The organism is Pseudomonas sp. NPDC089743 (genome assembly GCF_044748785.1).
In the GTDB taxonomy this organism is placed as follows: domain Bacteria; phylum Pseudomonadota; class Gammaproteobacteria; order Pseudomonadales; family Pseudomonadaceae; genus Aquipseudomonas; species Aquipseudomonas putida_X.
Map to the genome: position 1 here is coordinate 1 of NZ_JBIVGS010000014.1, position 16,794 is coordinate 16,794.

Below are 16,794 nucleotides of genomic sequence, written 5' to 3' on the forward strand. Positions count from 1 at the left end.
TAAGCTGTAATCGCTGTGAGCTTGAATTGCTCGGTGTACTTACCCATAGATCCCCCAAGGGTTGGATTGGTGTCCAACTTCTTGGGGGCAGTCCATGGATTTGCGCTGGCTTTGAGCAATTGGGCAAGACAGTTGCCTCCACAGGTAAAGCTCAGGCCTGAAGAACTGCGCGGTTGCGGTGGCTTCTAGCAATTGGGCAAGACAGTTGCTTCCACAGGTAAAGCGCAGGCCGGAAGAACTGCGCGGTCGTGGTGGGAGCCGGCTTGCCGGCGATGGGCTGCAGAGCAGCCCCTTTACTGCTGAGCGAAACGCATCTCACGCGTTTGCCCCATCAACAATGGTGCATTCGCCTCCGTCACCCCACGAATGTAATCCCACAACAGGGTAATGCGCTTGAGCTTGCGCAAATCCTCCCGGCAATACATCCAGAACTGCCGCGTCACCTCGATCTGCTCAGGTAACACCGTGACCAGGCGCGCATCCTGCGCCGCCAGAAAACACGGCAAGATCGCCAACCCTCGCCCCTGCAACGCCGCCGTGTACTGTGCGATCACACTGGTACTGCGCAGGTGCGCGCTGGCGTTGGGAATCAGATTGGCCAGGTACAGCAGCTCGGAGCTGAACGCCAGGTCATCCACATAGCTGATGAACGGATGGCCAACCAGGTCGCTGACCTGGTCGATCGGCGCATGGTTGTCCAGATAATCCTGGGTCGCATACAGCCGCAGCCGGTAGTCGCACAGCTTGCAGCACACATACGGCCCATGCTCGGGCCGCTCCAAGGCGATGACGATGTCCGCCTCGCGCTTGGACAGGCTGATGAAATGCGGCAGCGGCAGAATATCCACCGATATCGCCGGGTAGGCATCGACGAAATGGCTCAACTGCGGGGTGACGAAAAAGCTGCCGAAGCCTTCCGTACAGCCCATGCGCACATGGCCCGACAACGCCACGCCTGAACCGGACACCTGTTCGCAGGCCATGTGCAGCGTGCTTTCGATCGACTCCGCATAACCGAGCAAGCGCTGCCCCTCGGCAGTCAGGACAAAGCCATTGGTCCGGGATTTCTCGAAAAGAAGTGTACCCAACGCACCTTCCAGCGAAGTGATGCGCCGCGACACCGTGGTGTAGTCGACGCTCAGGCGTTTGGCCGCGCTGCTGGCCTTGCGGGTACGTGCCACTTCGAGGAAGAACTTCAAATCGTCCCAGTTCAGCGAACTGAGGGAGGTCAGGTCTTTTTGCATGTTGATCCGGTTTTTTTGTGCGTTCTTGTTGGATGTTTGCACATCTATACTCGAAAAAAGCCCCATGACGCCACCTCGCGTTTGCACGGCGCTGGCGATCTCGTCCTGACAATAATTCCAAGGAGAACGCAGATGAACGCACCCCAATCCCCCGACCAGACCAAGGTCGAGCAGGTCAAGCTGCTGATCGACGGCCAGTGGGTCGAGTCCAAGACCACCGAATGGCGCGACATCGTCAACCCGGCCACCCAGCAGGTGCTGGCGCGGGTGCCGTTCGCCACCGTCGAAGAAGTGAATGCCGCCGTGGCGGCTGCCGAGCGCGCCTTCAAGACCTGGCGCGACACCCCGATCGGCGCACGCATGCGCATCATGCTCAAGCTGCAGGCGTTGATCCGCGAACACAGCAAGCGCATTGCCCTGACCCTCAGCGCCGAGCAGGGCAAAACCATTGCCGATGCCGAAGGTGATATTTTCCGAGGCCTGGAAGTGGTCGAGCACGCCGCCTCCATCGGCACCTTGCAGATGGGCGAGTTCGCCGAAAACGTCGCCGGCGGCGTCGACACCTACACGCTGCGCCAACCCATCGGCGTGTGCGCCGGCATCACCCCGTTCAACTTCCCGGCGATGATCCCCCTGTGGATGTTCCCCATGGCCATCGTCTGCGGTAACACCTTCGTGCTCAAACCGTCCGAGCAGGACCCGCTGTCGACCATGATGCTGGTCGAGCTGGCGCTGGAAGCCGGGGTGCCGGCCGGTGTGCTGAACGTGGTCCACGGCGGCAAGCAGGTCGTGGATGCGATATGCACGCACAAGGATATCAAGGCGATCTCCTTCGTCGGGTCCACCGAAGTCGGCACCCATGTGTACAACCTGGGCAGCCAGCACGGCAAACGCGTGCAGTCGATGATGGGGGCCAAGAACCACGCCGTGGTCCTGCCCGATGCCAACCGTACCCAGACCATCAACGCCCTGGTCGGTGCCGCCTTCGGCGCCGCGGGCCAGCGCTGCATGGCCACCTCGGTGGCGGTGCTGGTGGGCAAGGCGCGTGAATGGCTGCCGGATATCAAGGAGGCGGCCAGCAAGCTCAGGGTCAACGCCGGCAGCGAGCCGGGCACCGATGTCGGCCCGGTGGTTTCCAAGCGTGCCAAGGAGCGTGTGCTGGGCCTGATCGAAAGCGGTATCAAGGAAGGCGCCAAGCTGGAACTCGATGGCCGCGATGTGACGGTCCCGGGTTACGAGCAAGGCAATTTCGTCGGCCCGACCCTGTTCTCCGGTGTGACAACCGATATGCAGGTCTACACCCAGGAAATCTTCGGCCCGGTTCTGGTGACCCTGGCAGTCGACACCCTCGACGAAGCCATCGCCCTGGTCAACGCCAACCCGTTCGGCAACGGCACAGGCCTGTTCACCCAGAGCGGCGCGGCGGCGCGCAAGTTCCAGAGCGAAATCGACATCGGCCAGGTCGGTATCAATATCCCGATCCCGGTACCCGTGCCGTTCTTCAGCTTCACCGGGTCGCGTGGCTCCAAGCTCGGCGACCTCGGCCCGTACGGCAAGCAGGTGGTGCAGTTCTACACGCAGACCAAGACCGTCACCGCCCGCTGGTTCGATGACGACAGCGTCAATGACGGTGTGAACACCACCATCAGCCTGCGCTAAGGAGATCGCCATGCGTATCGCATTCATCGGCCTCGGCAACATGGGCGCCCCCATGGCCCGCAACCTGATCAAGGCCGGGCACCAGTTGAACCTGTTCGACCTGAACAAGACCGTACTGGCCGAGCTCGCCGAACTGGGCGGGCAGGTCAGCGCTTCGCCCAAGGAAGCGGCAGCCAACAGCGAGCTGGTGATCACCATGCTGCCGGCTGCAGCCCATGTGCGCAGTGTCTACCTGAACGAAGACGGCGTGCTGGCGGGCGTGCGCCCGGGCACACCGACCGTGGACTGCAGCACCATCGACCCGCAGACGGCGCGTGAGGTGTGCAAGGCCGCTGCGGCCAAAGGTGTGGACATGGGCGATGCGCCGGTTTCCGGCGGCACTGGCGGCGCGGCGGCAGGCACCTTGACGTTCATGGTCGGTGCCAGCGCAGCGCTTTTTGCCACGCTCAAGCCGGTACTGGAACAGATGGGCCGCAACATCGTGCACTGCGGTGAGGTCGGCACCGGGCAGATTGCCAAGGTCTGCAACAACCTGCTGCTGGGCATCTCGATGATCGGCGTGGCCGAGGCCATGGCGCTGGGCAATGCGCTGGGGATCGACACCAAGGTACTGGCCGGCATCATCAACAGCTCGACCGGGCGTTGCTGGAGCTCCGACACCTACAACCCCTGGCCGGGCATCATCGAAACCGCCCCGGCATCCCGCGGCTATACCGGTGGCTTTGGTGCCGAGCTGATGCTCAAGGACCTGGGGCTGGCGACCGAAGCCGCGCGCCAGGTGCACCAACCCGTCATTCTCGGAGCTGTGGCCCAGCAGCTGTATCAGGCCATGAGCCTGCGCGGCGAGGGTGGCAAAGATTTCTCGGCGATCGTCGAGGGCTACCGCAAGAAGGATTGACGAGCGAGGTGGACTTCATCGCGGGCCGGCCGGCCTTCCCTCTGTAACTGCGCACCAGAGGGCAGGTTGCCCGTAACGCGATTTTTTAACCATTATTGAGGCAAGGGGGGTAAGTAATGCATGAAAATTCCTAATCCAAAAAATGCAATGGTTAATATTAAATTCGCAGCACCCAAGATGATGAGCGGTTTTTTGATTTTTGAGGGTAGACTATTTACTTCCTTGATATCCACGAGATTTTTACGCGCGTAAATTTTGGGTATGAGCAGGATGAATGAGACATTGGAAAGACGAAGGAGCTTTCCAAACAGGCCGGCATGTAGCCATATTTTCTTTTCGCCGTGTACTGCTTTGCAATTTAACAAAAAGCCTTCAATGTAATCGATTTTGCGATGTGCTATATATGTCATTATTGCAAGGCTCATGAAAATTGAGGCCGTGACAGTCATGGAGCACACTAGAAAGATTAGGTGGGTGAGTGTCATTTTGTTACAGCCTCATACAGCAATTCTCCCGCTTTGGCTCCTATTTCAGTCCCCAGTTTGCCCCCTACCATTCCCCCCGCTGTACCACCGAATATCCCGCAAGCGAATGCTCCTGTTCCACCTGATGCTACGCCAAAGACCAAGCTGCAAGCTGCACCAACAAGAAGTTTACCACCGGCTGCCCCGGCAGCCGTACCCCCTAGACCCAAGGCTAAGGAGCTAATCTCGACGTAATGCGCCTTTTTGCATTCCTCCTCGCGTCCAAGCGTACAGGCTTTATGTATCTCTAGGCCCGTAGCAGCGACGTCTAACGAAATCCCTACATACGTTCCTTTCTTGATCAGCTTAGCAGCCTTCGCTACGCCTGAGACTTTGTTGGCATATCCTGCAATCTCTCCCGTATGTAAGTAACTCTTTGTGGATATTCCCAACATCCTCTTGATCGAGCTTTTGTTCCTTAAACCTGAACCGTAAGCAGCCAGCTTGTTCATCTGCTGATCCAACTTCATGAACAAGGCTGAACGCTTCGCATAGAACTGATCGCGAGCTGTTATCGTCCCTGACCCGAGATACTGCTGATGCAGCTTCTCAATATCCATCAAGGTGGCCTCGATGGCTTTGAGGTGCTTGCTCCACCCTTCACTGACAACGCCAGCGCCCACGGATGCATGCGCGATGAGGCTCTTCAAGGTCTCGAAGTTATCTAGGAAAAAATTATCCACACCCTGGCCGTTGCGCATCAGTCCTATGTGCACAACGGCGGCCTGCTTCATCAACCAGGCTTCCTGGCTGGTACAGGAAGCGGTCGTGGGATCGCCGATGATCACCAGTTCACCGCTACGGACCACTGTATCGGCAATATGAGCGTTGAGCACATCGAACTTTTCCAGCGAATGACCGGTTAATCCAAGGTCCGTTTTGAGCCGGTGATAGTTTTGCAATTTGAAATTGAGAAACGCTCGGGCTTCTGACACGGTGCTGCCCTCACGCGTACTTTTTGTTACCGATACGGTCCCAACCTCCAGCGACATTGCCGGCGCCGGCGCCATCAAGGCGCCGCTGCTGAGTGTATGTGGTCTTGATGCGACCGTAATCGAGCTGCACCACTTCCAGCGGTACACCCGCGTCAACGCACTGCGAATATTCGGCGATAATCACTTCTTCAAGAATGATTTCGTAATATTTTAGTTTGTCGCCTCCGGCGCGACAGAGCGCCAGCTTCACTTCCTTGAGGTGTTGCCCGGTACAACTGGCCTCCATCAGTTTGCAACTGGCACTGTCAAGATATTTCCTAAAGGTGAAGTTGGTCACGGTGGTGCGCCCAGATGTAGCGCCCCCAGCGGAGCTCGCAGTGGCGGATGTGCTTTGACTGACGCCAAAGTCGTAACCGATTACTTCAATCCATTTTTTGTATTGTTCGTCCAGGGCTTCACCTGGAATGGTGTCGATCTGAATGTATGCATCAAAAGCCATCGTTACCGCTCCCTGGCAATTATTTTTACTGGGTAATGTCGCCCGTCGATATGGGCCATGAATGGAGCCTAGGCCGGCAAAAAAACGAGCGCAATACATTATGGGAGGCAACGATGCGTTTCAGAAAAGGACTACAAAGATGGAAGGTAGGCTGAGCGTATATGTCAGAGGGTGTAACTGTGGCCCTGTGGGGGGGGCGAGTTGTCCACAGGGCCGGAGTAACAGATCAGGCGAAAACGAAATACTTACGTACCGTCTCGACCACTTCCCAGGTCCCTTTCATGCCCGGTTCGATCACGAACACATCACCGGCCTTCAGGTGTTTGGGCGCTTCACCTTCCGGGGTGACGATGCAGTAACCCTCAAGAAAGTGGCAGAACTCCCACTTCTCGTAGTTGACCTCGAACTTGCCCGGCGTGCAGATCCAGGTGCCCATGATCTTGCTGCCGTCGGCCGACAGGTAAGCATTGAGGTTGACGGTGTGCGGATCGCCGCCGATGCGCTTCCACTTAGTAGCGTCCACGACCGGTGTCGGGCAAGTTTCGCGCAGGACGGTGATGAAATCGGACATGGCACAACTCCTGGTGACTGGCTGAATGACTCGACACCATAGGGCCATTGGCCGAGCCGCAGTTGCCTGGGCTCGACGTTCAGGTGCCTGACTGCGCTATGTGCATGCGCGTGGGTAAGCGCGCTCAGGGCTTGGCCAGCCGCTCGACCAACCCGGCCGCATAGCCTGGCAACCCCGCAAAATCCCGTGCGCACAGCAGCAATCGGCGATTCGCCCAGTCCTCACGCAGCGCCACCCAGTGCAGCGGCAACACGCCTTCCCAGCGCTTCACTGCCGCCAATGGCACCACGCCAACCCCGGCGCCACCTGCAACCATGCGGATCACCCCGTCAAAGCCTTCGGCGCGCACCCGTACGTGCATGCGCCGCCCTTCGCGCAGGGCCTGCTCCTCCAGATACAACGCCAGGGCGCTGTTCGTACCGAGCCCGACATGCCCGTGGGCAAGGCTGTCGATGAAGCTTGGGGCAGGGTCCGAGCTGAGCGGGTGAGCAAGCGGACTGATCAGCACCAGCGGGTCGTCGCGAAACGGCAGGGTTTGCAGGTGCGTGCTGGGCGCAGCGGTGGAGATGATGCCCACATCGGCCATGCCTTGGCTGATCGACTGCACGATCCTCAGGCTCGGCATTTCCTGCACGTCGACGCTCACGCCAGGGTTATCGGCCAGATACCCGGCCAACTGCTCCGGCAGGTATTCGGTCAGCGCCGCCGTGTTGCACAGCAGGCGCACCTGGCCCTGCTGCCCCTGAGCGTACTGGCCCAGGTCGAACTGCAGGCGTTCGACCTGCTGGCCGATCAGCCGAGCATGCTGAAGCAGCGCCTGGCCCGCTGGGGTCGGCTGTACACCGCGGCGGTTGCGTTCCAGCAACGCAGTGCCGAGCGAGGCTTCCATGGCACGGATTCGTGCACTGGCAGCCGGCAGCGACAGGTGGCTGCGGCGGGCCCCGGCGGTGATGTTGCCGCACTCCAGGGTGTGCCGAAATAGCGTGAGATCAATCAGGTCGAAATGCATCAGCCTCTGTCCTGGCGAGAGTCAGGCTGAGTATATGGCAGATTTTCAGCAGCCCCGTTGCACGCCATGATGGTGGTCATGAATGACCTGATCGCTTTCTATCAACATATCGGGCCGGCTCTGTCCCTGCTGGTAATCATGACGTTCCTGCTGGCTGGCGCGGTGAAAGGGGTGATCGGCCTGGGCCTGCCGACCATCGCGATGGGGCTTTTAGGCCTGGCTATGCCTCCGGCGCAGGCTGCCGCGTTGCTGATCGTGCCATCGACTATCACCAACCTTTGGCAGCTGGCGGCGGGAGGCCACCTGTCGGCGTTGCTGCGGCGTCTCGGGCCGATGCTCGCGATGATCTTTATGGGGACGCTGCTTGGTAGTGCCTGGCTGGGGATCGACAGTGGCCCATGGGCAGCGCATGCGTTGGGCGCGGCGCTGCTGGTGTACGCCTTGTATGGCCTGATCGGGCCTGGCCTGCGGCTGGCGGCAGGCAGAGAAGGGTGGCTTGGGCCGTTGTGCGGGATGCTGACCGGCATCGTGAGCGCCGCCACGGGGGTGTTCGTGATACCCGCAGTGCCTTACCTGCAGAGCCTTGGCCTGAGCCGCGACGAAATGATCCAGGCCTTGGGCCTGTCGTTCACCGTCTCGACCCTGGCGCTGGCTCTGGGCCTGGCTGGCCAAGACGCCTTGGGTGGCCAGGCAATGGGCGCTTCATTGCTGATGCTGGCACCCGCACTCCTGGGCATGCTGGCTGGCCAGTGGCTGCGCCAGCGTATCAGCGCCGTGCTGTTCAAACGGTGCTTCTTCATCGGCCTGGCCGCGCTGGGCGGCCACCTGCTGATCAACGGCTAGCTGAGGACGCGCTGAGCATTTCTATCAGCTGGATATCGAAGTCACGCTCAAGGTAGTCCATACGTTTTTCGAAGAACTCGACCATGTGCGGCAACGCCGAATGCACATCCAGCGCCGCTTTGTTGGCCCATACCTCGAAGAATACGAACAGGCTTGGGTCTTCCTGGTCGCGCAGCATGTGGTATTCGATGCAGCCAGGCTCACTGCGGCTCGGTTCAACGTAGGCGCGGAACAGGGTTTCGAATGCTTCGGCCATTTCCGGACGGGTCTTTGCCTTGAGAATGAAGGCGTACTGCTCGCTCATTGATCACAACTCTTTGATGATGGGATGAAGCGATTCTAAGGCAATAATGAGCTTTGGATTCGTGACTTATGGTCAATTGTATTTTGCCCCGCTCACCCTGTATCCCATGCCCCATGCTCGCTAATCTGCCGGCCATTGATTCTTGACGCGAGGTCAGCATGAAAAAGATTCTCCTGCTCAATGGCGGTAAACAGTTCGCCCACTCTGAGGGTCGCCTCAACCAGACGCTGCACGAGGCCGCCCTCGCTCATCTCGACCGAGCCGGTTTTGACGTGCAGCAAACCTTCATCGACGCCGGCTACGACGTGCAGGCCGAGGTCGAGAAATTCCTCTGGGCCGATGTGGTGATCTACCAGATGCCGGGCTGGTGGATGGGCGCACCCTGGACCGTCAAGAAATACATCGACGAAGTCTTCACTGCAGGCCACGGCAGCCTCTACGCCAACGATGGCCGGACCCGCTCGGATGCTTCGCAGAAGTACGGTAGCGGTGGCCTGGTGCAGGGCAAGCAGTACATGCTGTCGCTGACCTGGAACGCACCGCAGCAGGCCTTCGACGACCCGAGCGATTTCTTTGAGGGCAAAGGGGTGGATGCGGTGTATTTTCCGTTCCACAAGGCCAATCAGTTCCTCGGTATGACCGGCCTGCCAACCTACCTGGCAGTCGATGTGATGAAGCGCCCGGATGTGCCGGCTGCGTTGGCAGCTTACGAGGCGCATCTGAATGCCGTGTTCGGCGTCGCTCAGTGAGATAGGGCCGCTTCGCGCCCAGTCGCCGGCAAGCCGGCTCCCACCTGGATTGCGGCAACTTTTAGAAATTGAGCAAGACAGTTGCTTGCACAGGTAAAGCCCAGGCCTGAAGCACAGCGCGGTCGGGGTGGGAGCCGGCTTGCCGGCGACTGGGCGCGAAGCGGCCCCTTGCACAGGCGCCGATCACCCGCTATCAATCACGGCCTATCCATTGTGTGGTCAATCCTGTGAAAACCCGATCCGAAGAACTCCAGGTATTCGTCGCCGTCATCGACTGCGGTTCGATTTCCGCTGCCGCCGAGCAACTGGGCCAGACGCCTTCGGCGGTCAGCCGCACCTTGGCGCGCCTGGAGGCAAAGCTGGGCACTACGCTGGTCAATCGCACCACCCGGCGCATGGACCTGACCGAAGAGGGGCGCTTTTTCCTCGACCGTTCTCGGCTGGTGCTCCAGCAAATGGACGACATGGAAGAGCGCCTGTCGATGAACCGCCAGACGCCTTCCGGGCGCTTGCGCATCAATGCCGCAGCGCCGTTCATGCTGCATGCGATCCTGCCCTGGATCGGCGAATTTCGCAGCCAGTACCCCGATATCGAGTTGGAACTGAACACCGATGACCTGATCATCGACCTGTTGGAGCAGAGTACCGACGTCGCGATCCGCATCGGTGAGTTGGCCGACTCCAGCCTGCACGCCCGTTCGCTGGGCTGCAGCCCGGTGCAAATCCTTGCAAGTCCGGCTTACCTGGAGCGGCACGGTACCCCGCAGCATGTCGAAGACCTGAACCATCACTGCCTGCTCGGTTTCAGCCAGCCCGAGTCACTCAACCAGTGGCCGCTGCGCCATGCCCAAGGCGACCGTTGGGCGATTCGCCCGGCGCTGCTCGCCTCCAGCGGCGAGACCCTGCGCCAGTTGGCGCTGGCCGGGGAGGGTATCGTCAGCCTCTCGCACTTCATGACCCACGAGGACATCCGCGCCGGCCGACTGCAGGTCATTCTGAGCGCTGCCAACAACGGCTACCGCCAGCCTATCCACGCTGTTTATTACCGCAACACGCAACTGGCCCTGCGCATCCAGTGCTTCCTCGACTTCATCCAGCGCAAACTGGCGATGTACGCCTGCTGAGTTGCCTGAACGCGACAAATCCTGTCCATGGGCGGCGAAACTTCCTACAGGTGATTGCACAGTCGACAGGCTTCGGCCTTACTGGGTGATCAACAAAAACAACACCAAGGAAGTGTCATGCGTATTGTCCTGTTCCAGTCCATGGCCCTCGGCGCGGCGATCTTGAGCTGTTCATCGGCCTATGCGGTAACCCTGGAGGGTGGCGCGGTGGCCGCCCCTGATCAATATGGCGCACAGGTGGCCGCCGACATCCTGAAAAAGGGCGGCAACGCGGTGGATGCGGCGGTAGCCACCGCCTTCACCCTGGCGGTGACCTACCCAGAGGCCGGCAACATCGGTGGCGGTGGTTTCATGACCCTGTTCGTCGATGGCAAGCCGTACTTCCTCGACTACCGAGAAGTGGCGCCCAAGGCCGCGACCCGCAACATGTACCTGGACGAAAAAGGCGAGGTCATCGAGAACCTCAGCTTGGTCGGCGCACGCGCAGCCGGCGTGCCTGGCACGGTGATGGGCCTGTGGGAAGCGCACAAGAAATTCGGCAAGCTGCCCTGGAGCGAGCTGCTGACCCCCGCCATCGGCTATGCGAAAAACGGCTTCAAGATTGCCGAAAAGCAGTATCAGTACCGCAACGACGCCCAGGGCCTGTTCAAGACCGCGACCAACTTCAACGACTATTTCGGCACCATGAAGGTCGGCGAGCTGTTCAAACAGCCAGAAATGGCCCAGACCCTCGAACGTATTGCCGACAAAGGCGTGAGCGAGTTCTACCAAGGCAAGACCGCTGATCTGCTGGTGGCGCAGATGCAGGCCGACAAAGGCCTGATCACCAAAGAAGACCTCAAGAACTACAAGGCCGTCTGGCGTGAGCCCATGGCCCTGAGCTGGCGCGGCAACGTGGTTTACACCGCGCCACCGCCAAGCTCCGGCGGCGTCGCCCTGGCCCAGTTGCTGGGCATCAAGGAAGACCGTGCGGCCGACTTCAAAGGCGTTGCGCACAATTCGGCGCACTACATTCACCTGCTGGCTGAGATCGAGAAGCGTGTGTTTGCCGACCGCGCCGACTACCTGGGCGACCCGGCCTTCACCAAGGTGCCGGTCGACCAGCTGATCGCCAAGGATTATTTGGCCAAGCGCGCCGCGCAGGTCAACGTCAAGGCCATCTCCGCCACCGAGGATGTCAAACCGGGCCTTGAGCCGCACCAGACCACGCACTTCTCGATCGTCGACAAACAGGGCAACGCGGTCAGCAATACCTATACCCTCAACCTCGACTACGGCAGTGGTGTGGTGGTCAAGGGCGCGGGCTTCCTGCTCAACGACGAAATGGACGACTTCAGCGCCAAACCAGGCGCAGCCAATGCCTTCGGTGTGGTGGGCGGTGATGCCAACGCCATCGAGCCGGGCAAGCGCATGCTGTCGTCCATGAGCCCCAGCCTGATGACCCGCGATGGCAAGGTCGAACTGGTGATCGGTACACCGGGCGGCTCGCGGATCTTCACTTCGATCTTCCAGGTGATGAACAACCTGTACGACTACGGCATGCCCCTGGACAAGGCCGTCGCGGCGCAGCGGGTGCACCACCAGTTACTGCCCAAGGACACCATCTACTTCGACAGCTATGCACCGCTTACCGGCCCGGTGGCCGATGAGCTGAAGAAGATGGGGTATGTGCTCGAGGATCAGGGCTGGGAGATGGGGGATATCCAGGCGATCCGCGTCAACGGGGCGAAGCTTGAGACGGCTTCGGATCCGCGTGGGCGCGGGGTGGGGATGGTCGTTAAATAAGCGGCTGCCAGCTCTGCCAGCATCGCGGGCAAACCGGCTCCCATCGCTATCGAGGGAGCCGGCTTGGCGGCAAGGGGCCGCCAAGCGTGCCCCAACAGGCTAAGGTCAGACCCGGAACTGGCTGACCAGCGTCTGCAGGTGCCCACCCAGGCGTGCCAGTTCGACACTGGACGCCGCCGTCTCATCACTGGCTGCTGCGGTCTGCTCCGACACATCGCGCACATTCAGAATGCTGCGGCTGATCTCCTCAGCCACCGCGCTCTGCTGCTCGGCTGCCGCGGCAATCTGCTGGTTCATCGACTGGATGCTCGACACCGTGCTGGTGATGTTTTCCAGCGAAGTGCCGGCCTTGCGCGCCAGTTCGACACTGCTGTCGGTCAGGGTGCGGCTGCCTTGCATGGCGTTGGCCACTTGCTGGGTACCATGTTGCAGGCCTGCCACCAATTCTTCGATCTCTTCGGTGGATTTCTGCGTGCGCTGGGCCAAACCACGCACTTCGTCGGCGACCACGGCGAAACCACGCCCTGCCTCACCGGCACGGGCCGCTTCGATGGCAGCGTTGAGCGCCAGCAGGTTGGTCTGTTCGGCTACCGACTTGATCACATCCATGACGCTGCCGATCTTCTGGCTTTCCTGCTGCAGCAGGTTCATGGCTTCGGTAGAGCGGTGCACTTCCTCGGCCAGGCGTTCGATCTGGTTGATCGCTTCGCCAACCACGCGATCACCTGCGCGTGCTTCGTCGTCGGCACCGGTGGCTGCGTGGGAAGCCTGTTCGGCATTGCGCGCGACTTCCTGAACGGTCGCGGCCATTTCGTGCATGGCGGTAGCGACCTGATCGGTTTCGACCTTCTGGCTGTTTGCGCCAGCGCTGGTCTGCTCGGTGACCGCCGACAGCTCCTCAGCGGCGCTAGCGATCTGCGTGACACCGTCGCGGATGCCGGTGATGAGCTCGCGCAGGGTGGTGCCCATGCGGGCGATGCCCTGTTGCAGCACGCCGATCTCGTCGCGGCGGGTAACCCGCAGGTCGTGGGTGAGGTCGCCACCGGCGATGCGCTCCACCGCTTGCAATGTGTCGTGCAGCGGGCGGGTGATCTGGCGGGTGATCAGCACCGCTGCCAGCACACCGACCAGCAAGGCCAGCAACGTGGCGATGGTCTGCAGGCTGCGTGCCTGGGCGCTCTCGGCGTCGCGGCGGTCGATCTGGATCTTGTACAGCGCATCGCTGCGCTTGACGATGTCGCCGCCTTGCACGGTCATCTCGGCACGGGCGGTGGTGATTTCGGCGACTGCAGCGCGGAACTGGCGCACGGCCTCACGGTAGGTCTGTATCGATTGCTCCAACTGCTGCACCCGCGTGGCTTCGGCGGGCAGCTGACGCTTCAGGGTGTCGATCTCGGCAAGGGCCGCCTCCAGCTGGCGCAGGGCGGCTTGTTCGTTGGCCGCAGAGTTGTCGGCAATGTAACCGCGCACATCCACCCGCACTTGCAGCAGTTGCTGGCGCGCCTTGCTGATCAGTTGGTATTGAGCCAGGCGCACGCTATCGGCCTCGGGGCGGCCCATGACCTCCTCGCCCAGCAACGCCATGGCCTCGTCGGCCTTGGCTGCCGATACGTTCATCGCGTCACGTGCAGCCAGCGAGCCTTTGTAGCCTGCACGCATCTTGTTCAGCGACACTTCGTACTCGCTGATGGTCTGGCCCAGCTCTTTGAGCAGCTTGACGTTTTCCGGGCTCTTGAAAGTACTGACCAGGTATTGCTGCTGTTTGCTGAAGGCATCCAGCTTGGCCTGGGTGTTCGCTGCTGCAGCATCGTCGCCATTGGCGATCATGTACTGCAGGCGCGCGACGCGCAGGTCGGTCAGGTCTTTGTTGAGCTTGCCGATGTCGCCCATCCAGTTGCTGCGGTCGATGAGGCTGCCCAGGCTGGTCCAGCCGGTGAGGGCCAGCAGGCCGGTGAGGACCAGCACCAGGCCGAAGCCCAGGCCGAGTTTGAGGTTGACGCTGATGTTGGCAAACCAGCTGTTCATGCACGCTCTCCAGAAATGATTTCGCTCACTTGATCAATTGTCGATCGCTAGGCGTTGTTGTTCTGGATGCCCGCTGAATCGTGCAGGAGTTATCGGCAAATGGCGGGGAAGCTGAAACGCTTTTTCGACTCAATTGCGACACCGCGCACGGCAGCTGGCGTGCCATGCGCAGGGGGGGCTCGAAACGTCAAAGGTTGGGCGCACTGAACGTGTCGCAGCTGTTCACTTCGCCTTGGGCAAACCCGGCCTTGAACCACCGCACCCGCTGCGCCGAGGTCCCATGGGTAAAGGAGTCAGGGACCACACGCCCTTGGCCTTTTTGCTGCAGCCGGTCATCACCGATGGCGTTGGCTGCATTCAGCGCTTCCTCGACATCCCCCGGCTCAAGCCAGTTCAGCCGTTGCTGCGCCTGGTATGCCCATACCCCGGCCAGGCAGTCGGCCTGCAACTCCTGGCGCACCAGCAAGCCATTTTCACCCTCCAGGCGCTGGCCTGCGCGGCGCGCCGCATCGACCTTGGCCGACACGCCAAGCAACGTCTGCACGTGGTGGCCGATCTCGTGGGCGATCACGTAGGCCTGAGCGAAGTCGCCGGCAGCGGCGAAGCGGGTTTCCATTTCACGGAAGAACGACATGTCCAGGTACACCCTTTGGTCAGCAGGGCAGTAGAACGGCCCCATCGCCGCTGAAGCGAAGCCGCAGGCGGAATTGACCTGGCCGCTGAACAGTACCAGCTTGGGCTCGCGATACTGCTTGCCAGCCTGGGAGAACAACGCCTTCCAGGTGTCTTCGGTGTCGCCCAGGATCGACGCGACGAACTGGGCCTGCTCGTCGTTGGCCGCTGGGGCCTTGTTGCCCACGCTGCTTGGAGCCTGCTGCTGTTCCATTTGCCCGGTGAGCTGGCCGAGGATCTGCAGCGGGTCCTGGCCAGTGAGCCAGCCGATGCCGACGATCAGAAGGATGGCCCCGAGGCCGAGGCCCTTGCCACCGCCAAAGCGCATGCCAGCACCGCCGCCACCTTGGCCACGGGCATCGACCACGTTGTCGCTACGACGGCCTTTTCGCCATTCCATGAAGTGCACTCCAGAGCGTGAAACATGAAGACATAGGTTAGTTCACGCCAGGCAAAGGTACTAATGCATAACCATTTGGTTAAGTAACGTTCGGCGGAATTCAATATTCATCTGCTTCGACCTATCCGAAACTGCAAGTCCGCCTGCGAACCACAGGTGTTTTGATAACTCCAAGAGAGGAAAACGGCATGCCCGCCCAGGACAACAGCCGCTTCGTGATCCGTGATCGCAACTGGCACCCCAAGGCCCTGACGCCCGACTACAAGACTTCTGTTGCCCGCTCGCCGCGCCAGGCATTGGTCAGCATTCCGCAGTCGATCAGCGAAACCACCGGCCCGGATTTCACCCACCTGGGCTTCGGCGCCCACGACCATGACCTGCTGCTCAACTTCAACAACGGTGGCCTGCCGATTGGTGAGCGCATCATCGTTGCCGGCCGCGTCGTCGACCAATACGGCAAGCCAGTGCCCAATACCTTGGTAGAAATGTGGCAAGCCAACGCCGGTGGCCGTTATCGCCACAAGAACGATCGCTACCTGGCCCCGCTGGACCCGAATTTCGGCGGCGTCGGCCGCTGCCTGACCGACAGTGATGGCTACTACAGCTTCCGCACCATCAAGCCCGGCCCCTACCCATGGCGCAACGGCCCGAACGACTGGCGCCCGGCGCACATCCACTTCGGTATCAGCGGCCCGTCGATCGCCACCAAGCTGATCACCCAGCTGTACTTCGAGGGCGACCCGCTGATCCCGATGTGCCCGATCGTCAAGTCGATCGCCAACCCTGAAGCGGTGCAGCAACTGATCGCCAAGCTCGACATGAGTAACGCCAACCCCATGGATTGCCTGGCGTACCGCTTCGACATCGTGCTGCGCGGCCAGCGCAAGACCCACTTCGAAAACTGCTGAGGACCCCGCCATGCCAATCGAACTGCTGCCGGAAACCCCCTCGCAGACCGCCGGCCCCTACGTACACATCGGCCTGGCCCTGGAAGCGGCCGGTAACCCCACCCGTGACCAGGAAATCTGGAATCGCCTGGCCAAGCCAGAGGCGCCGGGTGAACACATCCTGTTGATCGGCCATGTGTACGACGGCAACGGCCACTTGATCCGCGATTCATTCCTTGAACTCTGGCAAGCCGATGCCAATGGCCAGTACCAGGATGACTACAACCTGGAAAACGCCTTCAACAGCTTCGGTCGCACTGCCACCACTTTCGATGCCGGTGAGTGGACCGTCCAGACCGTCAAACCAGGTGTGGTGAACAACGCTGCCGGTGTGCCGATGGCCCCGCACATCAACATCAGCCTGTTTGCCCGCGGCATCAACATCCACTTGCACACGCGGCTGTACTTCGAGGATGAGGCCGAGGCGAACGCCAAGTGCCCGGTGCTCAACCTGATCGAGCAGCCGCAGCGCCGTGAAACCTTGATTGCCAAGCGTTGCGAGGTGGACGGCAAGACGGCATATCGCTTCGATATCCGTGTTCAGGGGGAAGGGGAGACGGTCTTCTTCGACTTCTGATACAACTGGGGCCGCAAAGCGGCCCCAAT

17 protein-coding genes are annotated in these 16,794 nt (G+C 60.8%); 8 read left to right on the forward strand and 9 right to left on the reverse strand.

Translation table 11 applies throughout. The annotated features are described in order from the left end of the window. Nucleotides 1-293: 293 nt before the first annotated feature. A complete protein-coding gene (locus tag ACIPZC_RS20430; RefSeq protein ID WP_267820911.1) occupies nucleotides 294-1,244 on the reverse strand; it encodes a LysR family transcriptional regulator in 951 nt (316 codons plus the stop codon). Nucleotides 1,245-1,376: 132 nt separating this feature from the next. Between ACIPZC_RS20430 and ACIPZC_RS20435 the strand changes: the two genes are divergently transcribed. Then, a complete protein-coding gene (locus ACIPZC_RS20435; RefSeq protein WP_400629164.1) occupies nucleotides 1,377-2,903 on the forward strand; it encodes a CoA-acylating methylmalonate-semialdehyde dehydrogenase in 1,527 nt (508 codons plus the stop codon). 10 nt (nucleotides 2,904-2,913) lie between these two features. Then, on the forward strand, nucleotides 2,914-3,801 hold the full coding sequence (gene mmsB / locus ACIPZC_RS20440; protein ID WP_267820915.1) for a 3-hydroxyisobutyrate dehydrogenase: 888 nt from the start codon (nucleotides 2,914-2,916) through the stop codon (nucleotides 3,799-3,801). Nucleotides 3,802-3,893: 92 nt separating this feature from the next. Here the strand turns inward: mmsB and ACIPZC_RS20445 are convergent, their stop codons facing one another. The 5 genes from ACIPZC_RS20445 to ACIPZC_RS20465 form a co-directional block, all read right to left on the reverse strand. Further along, entirely contained in the window at nucleotides 3,894-4,250 is a 357-nt protein-coding gene (locus ACIPZC_RS20445) for a hypothetical protein (protein WP_267820917.1), read from the reverse strand. A 32-nt stretch (nucleotides 4,251-4,282) separates the two neighbouring features. Further along, a complete protein-coding gene (locus ACIPZC_RS20450; protein ID WP_400629305.1) occupies nucleotides 4,283-5,260 on the reverse strand; it encodes a hypothetical protein in 978 nt (325 codons plus the stop codon). 10 nt (nucleotides 5,261-5,270) lie between these two features. Then, nucleotides 5,271-5,759: an Hcp family type VI secretion system effector gene (locus ACIPZC_RS20455; RefSeq protein ID WP_400629167.1), complete on the reverse strand. Its 489-nt coding sequence runs from the start codon at nucleotides 5,757-5,759 to the stop codon at nucleotides 5,271-5,273. A 226-nt stretch (nucleotides 5,760-5,985) separates the two neighbouring features. Continuing rightward, nucleotides 5,986-6,330, reverse strand: coding sequence for a cupin domain-containing protein (locus ACIPZC_RS20460; RefSeq protein WP_241806530.1), 345 nt, complete (start codon nucleotides 6,328-6,330; stop codon nucleotides 5,986-5,988). Nucleotides 6,331-6,454: 124 nt separating this feature from the next. After that, entirely contained in the window at nucleotides 6,455-7,339 is an 885-nt protein-coding gene (locus ACIPZC_RS20465) for a LysR family transcriptional regulator (RefSeq protein ID WP_400629169.1), read from the reverse strand. Nucleotides 7,340-7,417: 78 nt separating this feature from the next. Between ACIPZC_RS20465 and ACIPZC_RS20470 the strand changes: the two genes are divergently transcribed. Then, nucleotides 7,418-8,182 (forward strand): sulfite exporter TauE/SafE family protein, encoded by a 765-nt coding sequence (locus ACIPZC_RS20470; protein WP_400629171.1) that lies wholly within the window; start codon nucleotides 7,418-7,420, stop codon nucleotides 8,180-8,182. Here the strand turns inward: ACIPZC_RS20470 and ACIPZC_RS20475 are convergent. Continuing rightward, nucleotides 8,172-8,486, reverse strand: coding sequence for a putative quinol monooxygenase (locus ACIPZC_RS20475; protein WP_400629173.1), 315 nt, complete (start codon nucleotides 8,484-8,486; stop codon nucleotides 8,172-8,174). The genes ACIPZC_RS20470 and ACIPZC_RS20475 overlap by 11 nt on opposite strands. Before the next feature lie 158 nt (nucleotides 8,487-8,644). Here ACIPZC_RS20475 and ACIPZC_RS20480 point away from each other — a divergent pair, with 158 nt between their 5' ends. The 3 genes from ACIPZC_RS20480 (at nucleotide 8,645) to ggt (ending at nucleotide 12,144) form a co-directional block, all read left to right on the forward strand. Beyond that, entirely contained in the window at nucleotides 8,645-9,235 is a 591-nt protein-coding gene (locus tag ACIPZC_RS20480; RefSeq protein WP_241806534.1) for an NAD(P)H-dependent oxidoreductase, read from the forward strand. A 227-nt stretch (nucleotides 9,236-9,462) separates the two neighbouring features. Then, a complete protein-coding gene (locus tag ACIPZC_RS20485) occupies nucleotides 9,463-10,359 on the forward strand; it encodes a LysR family transcriptional regulator (RefSeq protein ID WP_400629175.1) in 897 nt (298 codons plus the stop codon). Between the two features lie 117 nt (nucleotides 10,360-10,476). After that, a complete protein-coding gene (ggt, locus tag ACIPZC_RS20490) occupies nucleotides 10,477-12,144 on the forward strand; it encodes a gamma-glutamyltransferase (protein WP_400629177.1) in 1,668 nt (555 codons plus the stop codon). A 105-nt stretch (nucleotides 12,145-12,249) separates the two neighbouring features. Here the strand turns inward: ggt and ACIPZC_RS20495 are convergent, their stop codons facing one another. Together ACIPZC_RS20495 and ACIPZC_RS20500 are read right to left on the reverse strand one after the other, a co-directional pair. Continuing rightward, a complete protein-coding gene (locus tag ACIPZC_RS20495) occupies nucleotides 12,250-14,169 on the reverse strand; it encodes a methyl-accepting chemotaxis protein (RefSeq protein WP_400629179.1) in 1,920 nt (639 codons plus the stop codon). Between the two features lie 187 nt (nucleotides 14,170-14,356). After that, nucleotides 14,357-15,241 (reverse strand): neutral zinc metallopeptidase, encoded by an 885-nt coding sequence (locus ACIPZC_RS20500; RefSeq protein ID WP_400629181.1) that lies wholly within the window; start codon nucleotides 15,239-15,241, stop codon nucleotides 14,357-14,359. 188 nt (nucleotides 15,242-15,429) lie between these two features. Here ACIPZC_RS20500 and pcaH point away from each other — a divergent pair, with 188 nt between their 5' ends. Both pcaH and pcaG read left to right on the forward strand, forming a co-directional pair. Next, the gene (gene pcaH / locus ACIPZC_RS20505; protein WP_241806539.1) at nucleotides 15,430-16,149 is read left to right on the forward strand and encodes a protocatechuate 3,4-dioxygenase subunit beta; all 720 of its coding nucleotides are present in this window, start codon (nucleotides 15,430-15,432) and stop codon (nucleotides 16,147-16,149) included. 10 nt (nucleotides 16,150-16,159) lie between these two features. Further along, the gene (gene pcaG / locus ACIPZC_RS20510) at nucleotides 16,160-16,765 is read left to right on the forward strand and encodes a protocatechuate 3,4-dioxygenase subunit alpha (RefSeq protein ID WP_267820935.1); all 606 of its coding nucleotides are present in this window, start codon (nucleotides 16,160-16,162) and stop codon (nucleotides 16,763-16,765) included. Nucleotides 16,766-16,794: the final 29 nt, after the last annotated feature.

Excerpts from the sequence above, each read along its gene's own strand:
- ACIPZC_RS20430 (WP_267820911.1), bottom strand. The coding sequence starts at position 1,244 with ATGCAAAAAGACCTGACCTCCCTCAGTTCGCTGAACTGGGACGATTTG.
- ACIPZC_RS20435 (WP_400629164.1), top strand. The coding sequence starts at position 1,377 with ATGAACGCACCCCAATCCCCCGACCAGACCAAGGTCGAGCAGGTCAAG.
- mmsB (WP_267820915.1), top strand. The coding sequence starts at position 2,914 with ATGCGTATCGCATTCATCGGCCTCGGCAACATGGGCGCCCCCATGGCC.
- ACIPZC_RS20445 (WP_267820917.1), bottom strand. The coding sequence starts at position 4,250 with ATGACTGTCACGGCCTCAATTTTCATGAGCCTTGCAATAATGACATAT.
- ACIPZC_RS20455 (WP_400629167.1), bottom strand. The coding sequence starts at position 5,759 with ATGGCTTTTGATGCATACATTCAGATCGACACCATTCCAGGTGAAGCC.
- ACIPZC_RS20460 (WP_241806530.1), bottom strand. The coding sequence starts at position 6,330 with ATGTCCGATTTCATCACCGTCCTGCGCGAAACTTGCCCGACACCGGTC.
- ACIPZC_RS20465 (WP_400629169.1), bottom strand. The coding sequence starts at position 7,339 with ATGCATTTCGACCTGATTGATCTCACGCTATTTCGGCACACCCTGGAG.
- ACIPZC_RS20470 (WP_400629171.1), top strand. The coding sequence starts at position 7,418 with ATGAATGACCTGATCGCTTTCTATCAACATATCGGGCCGGCTCTGTCC.
- ACIPZC_RS20475 (WP_400629173.1), bottom strand. The coding sequence starts at position 8,486 with ATGAGCGAGCAGTACGCCTTCATTCTCAAGGCAAAGACCCGTCCGGAA.
- ACIPZC_RS20480 (WP_241806534.1), top strand. The coding sequence starts at position 8,645 with ATGAAAAAGATTCTCCTGCTCAATGGCGGTAAACAGTTCGCCCACTCT.
- ggt (WP_400629177.1), top strand. The coding sequence starts at position 10,477 with ATGCGTATTGTCCTGTTCCAGTCCATGGCCCTCGGCGCGGCGATCTTG.
- ACIPZC_RS20495 (WP_400629179.1), bottom strand. The coding sequence starts at position 14,169 with ATGAACAGCTGGTTTGCCAACATCAGCGTCAACCTCAAACTCGGCCTG.
- ACIPZC_RS20500 (WP_400629181.1), bottom strand. The coding sequence starts at position 15,241 with ATGGAATGGCGAAAAGGCCGTCGTAGCGACAACGTGGTCGATGCCCGT.
- pcaH (WP_241806539.1), top strand. The coding sequence starts at position 15,430 with ATGCCCGCCCAGGACAACAGCCGCTTCGTGATCCGTGATCGCAACTGG.
- pcaG (WP_267820935.1), top strand. The coding sequence starts at position 16,160 with ATGCCAATCGAACTGCTGCCGGAAACCCCCTCGCAGACCGCCGGCCCC.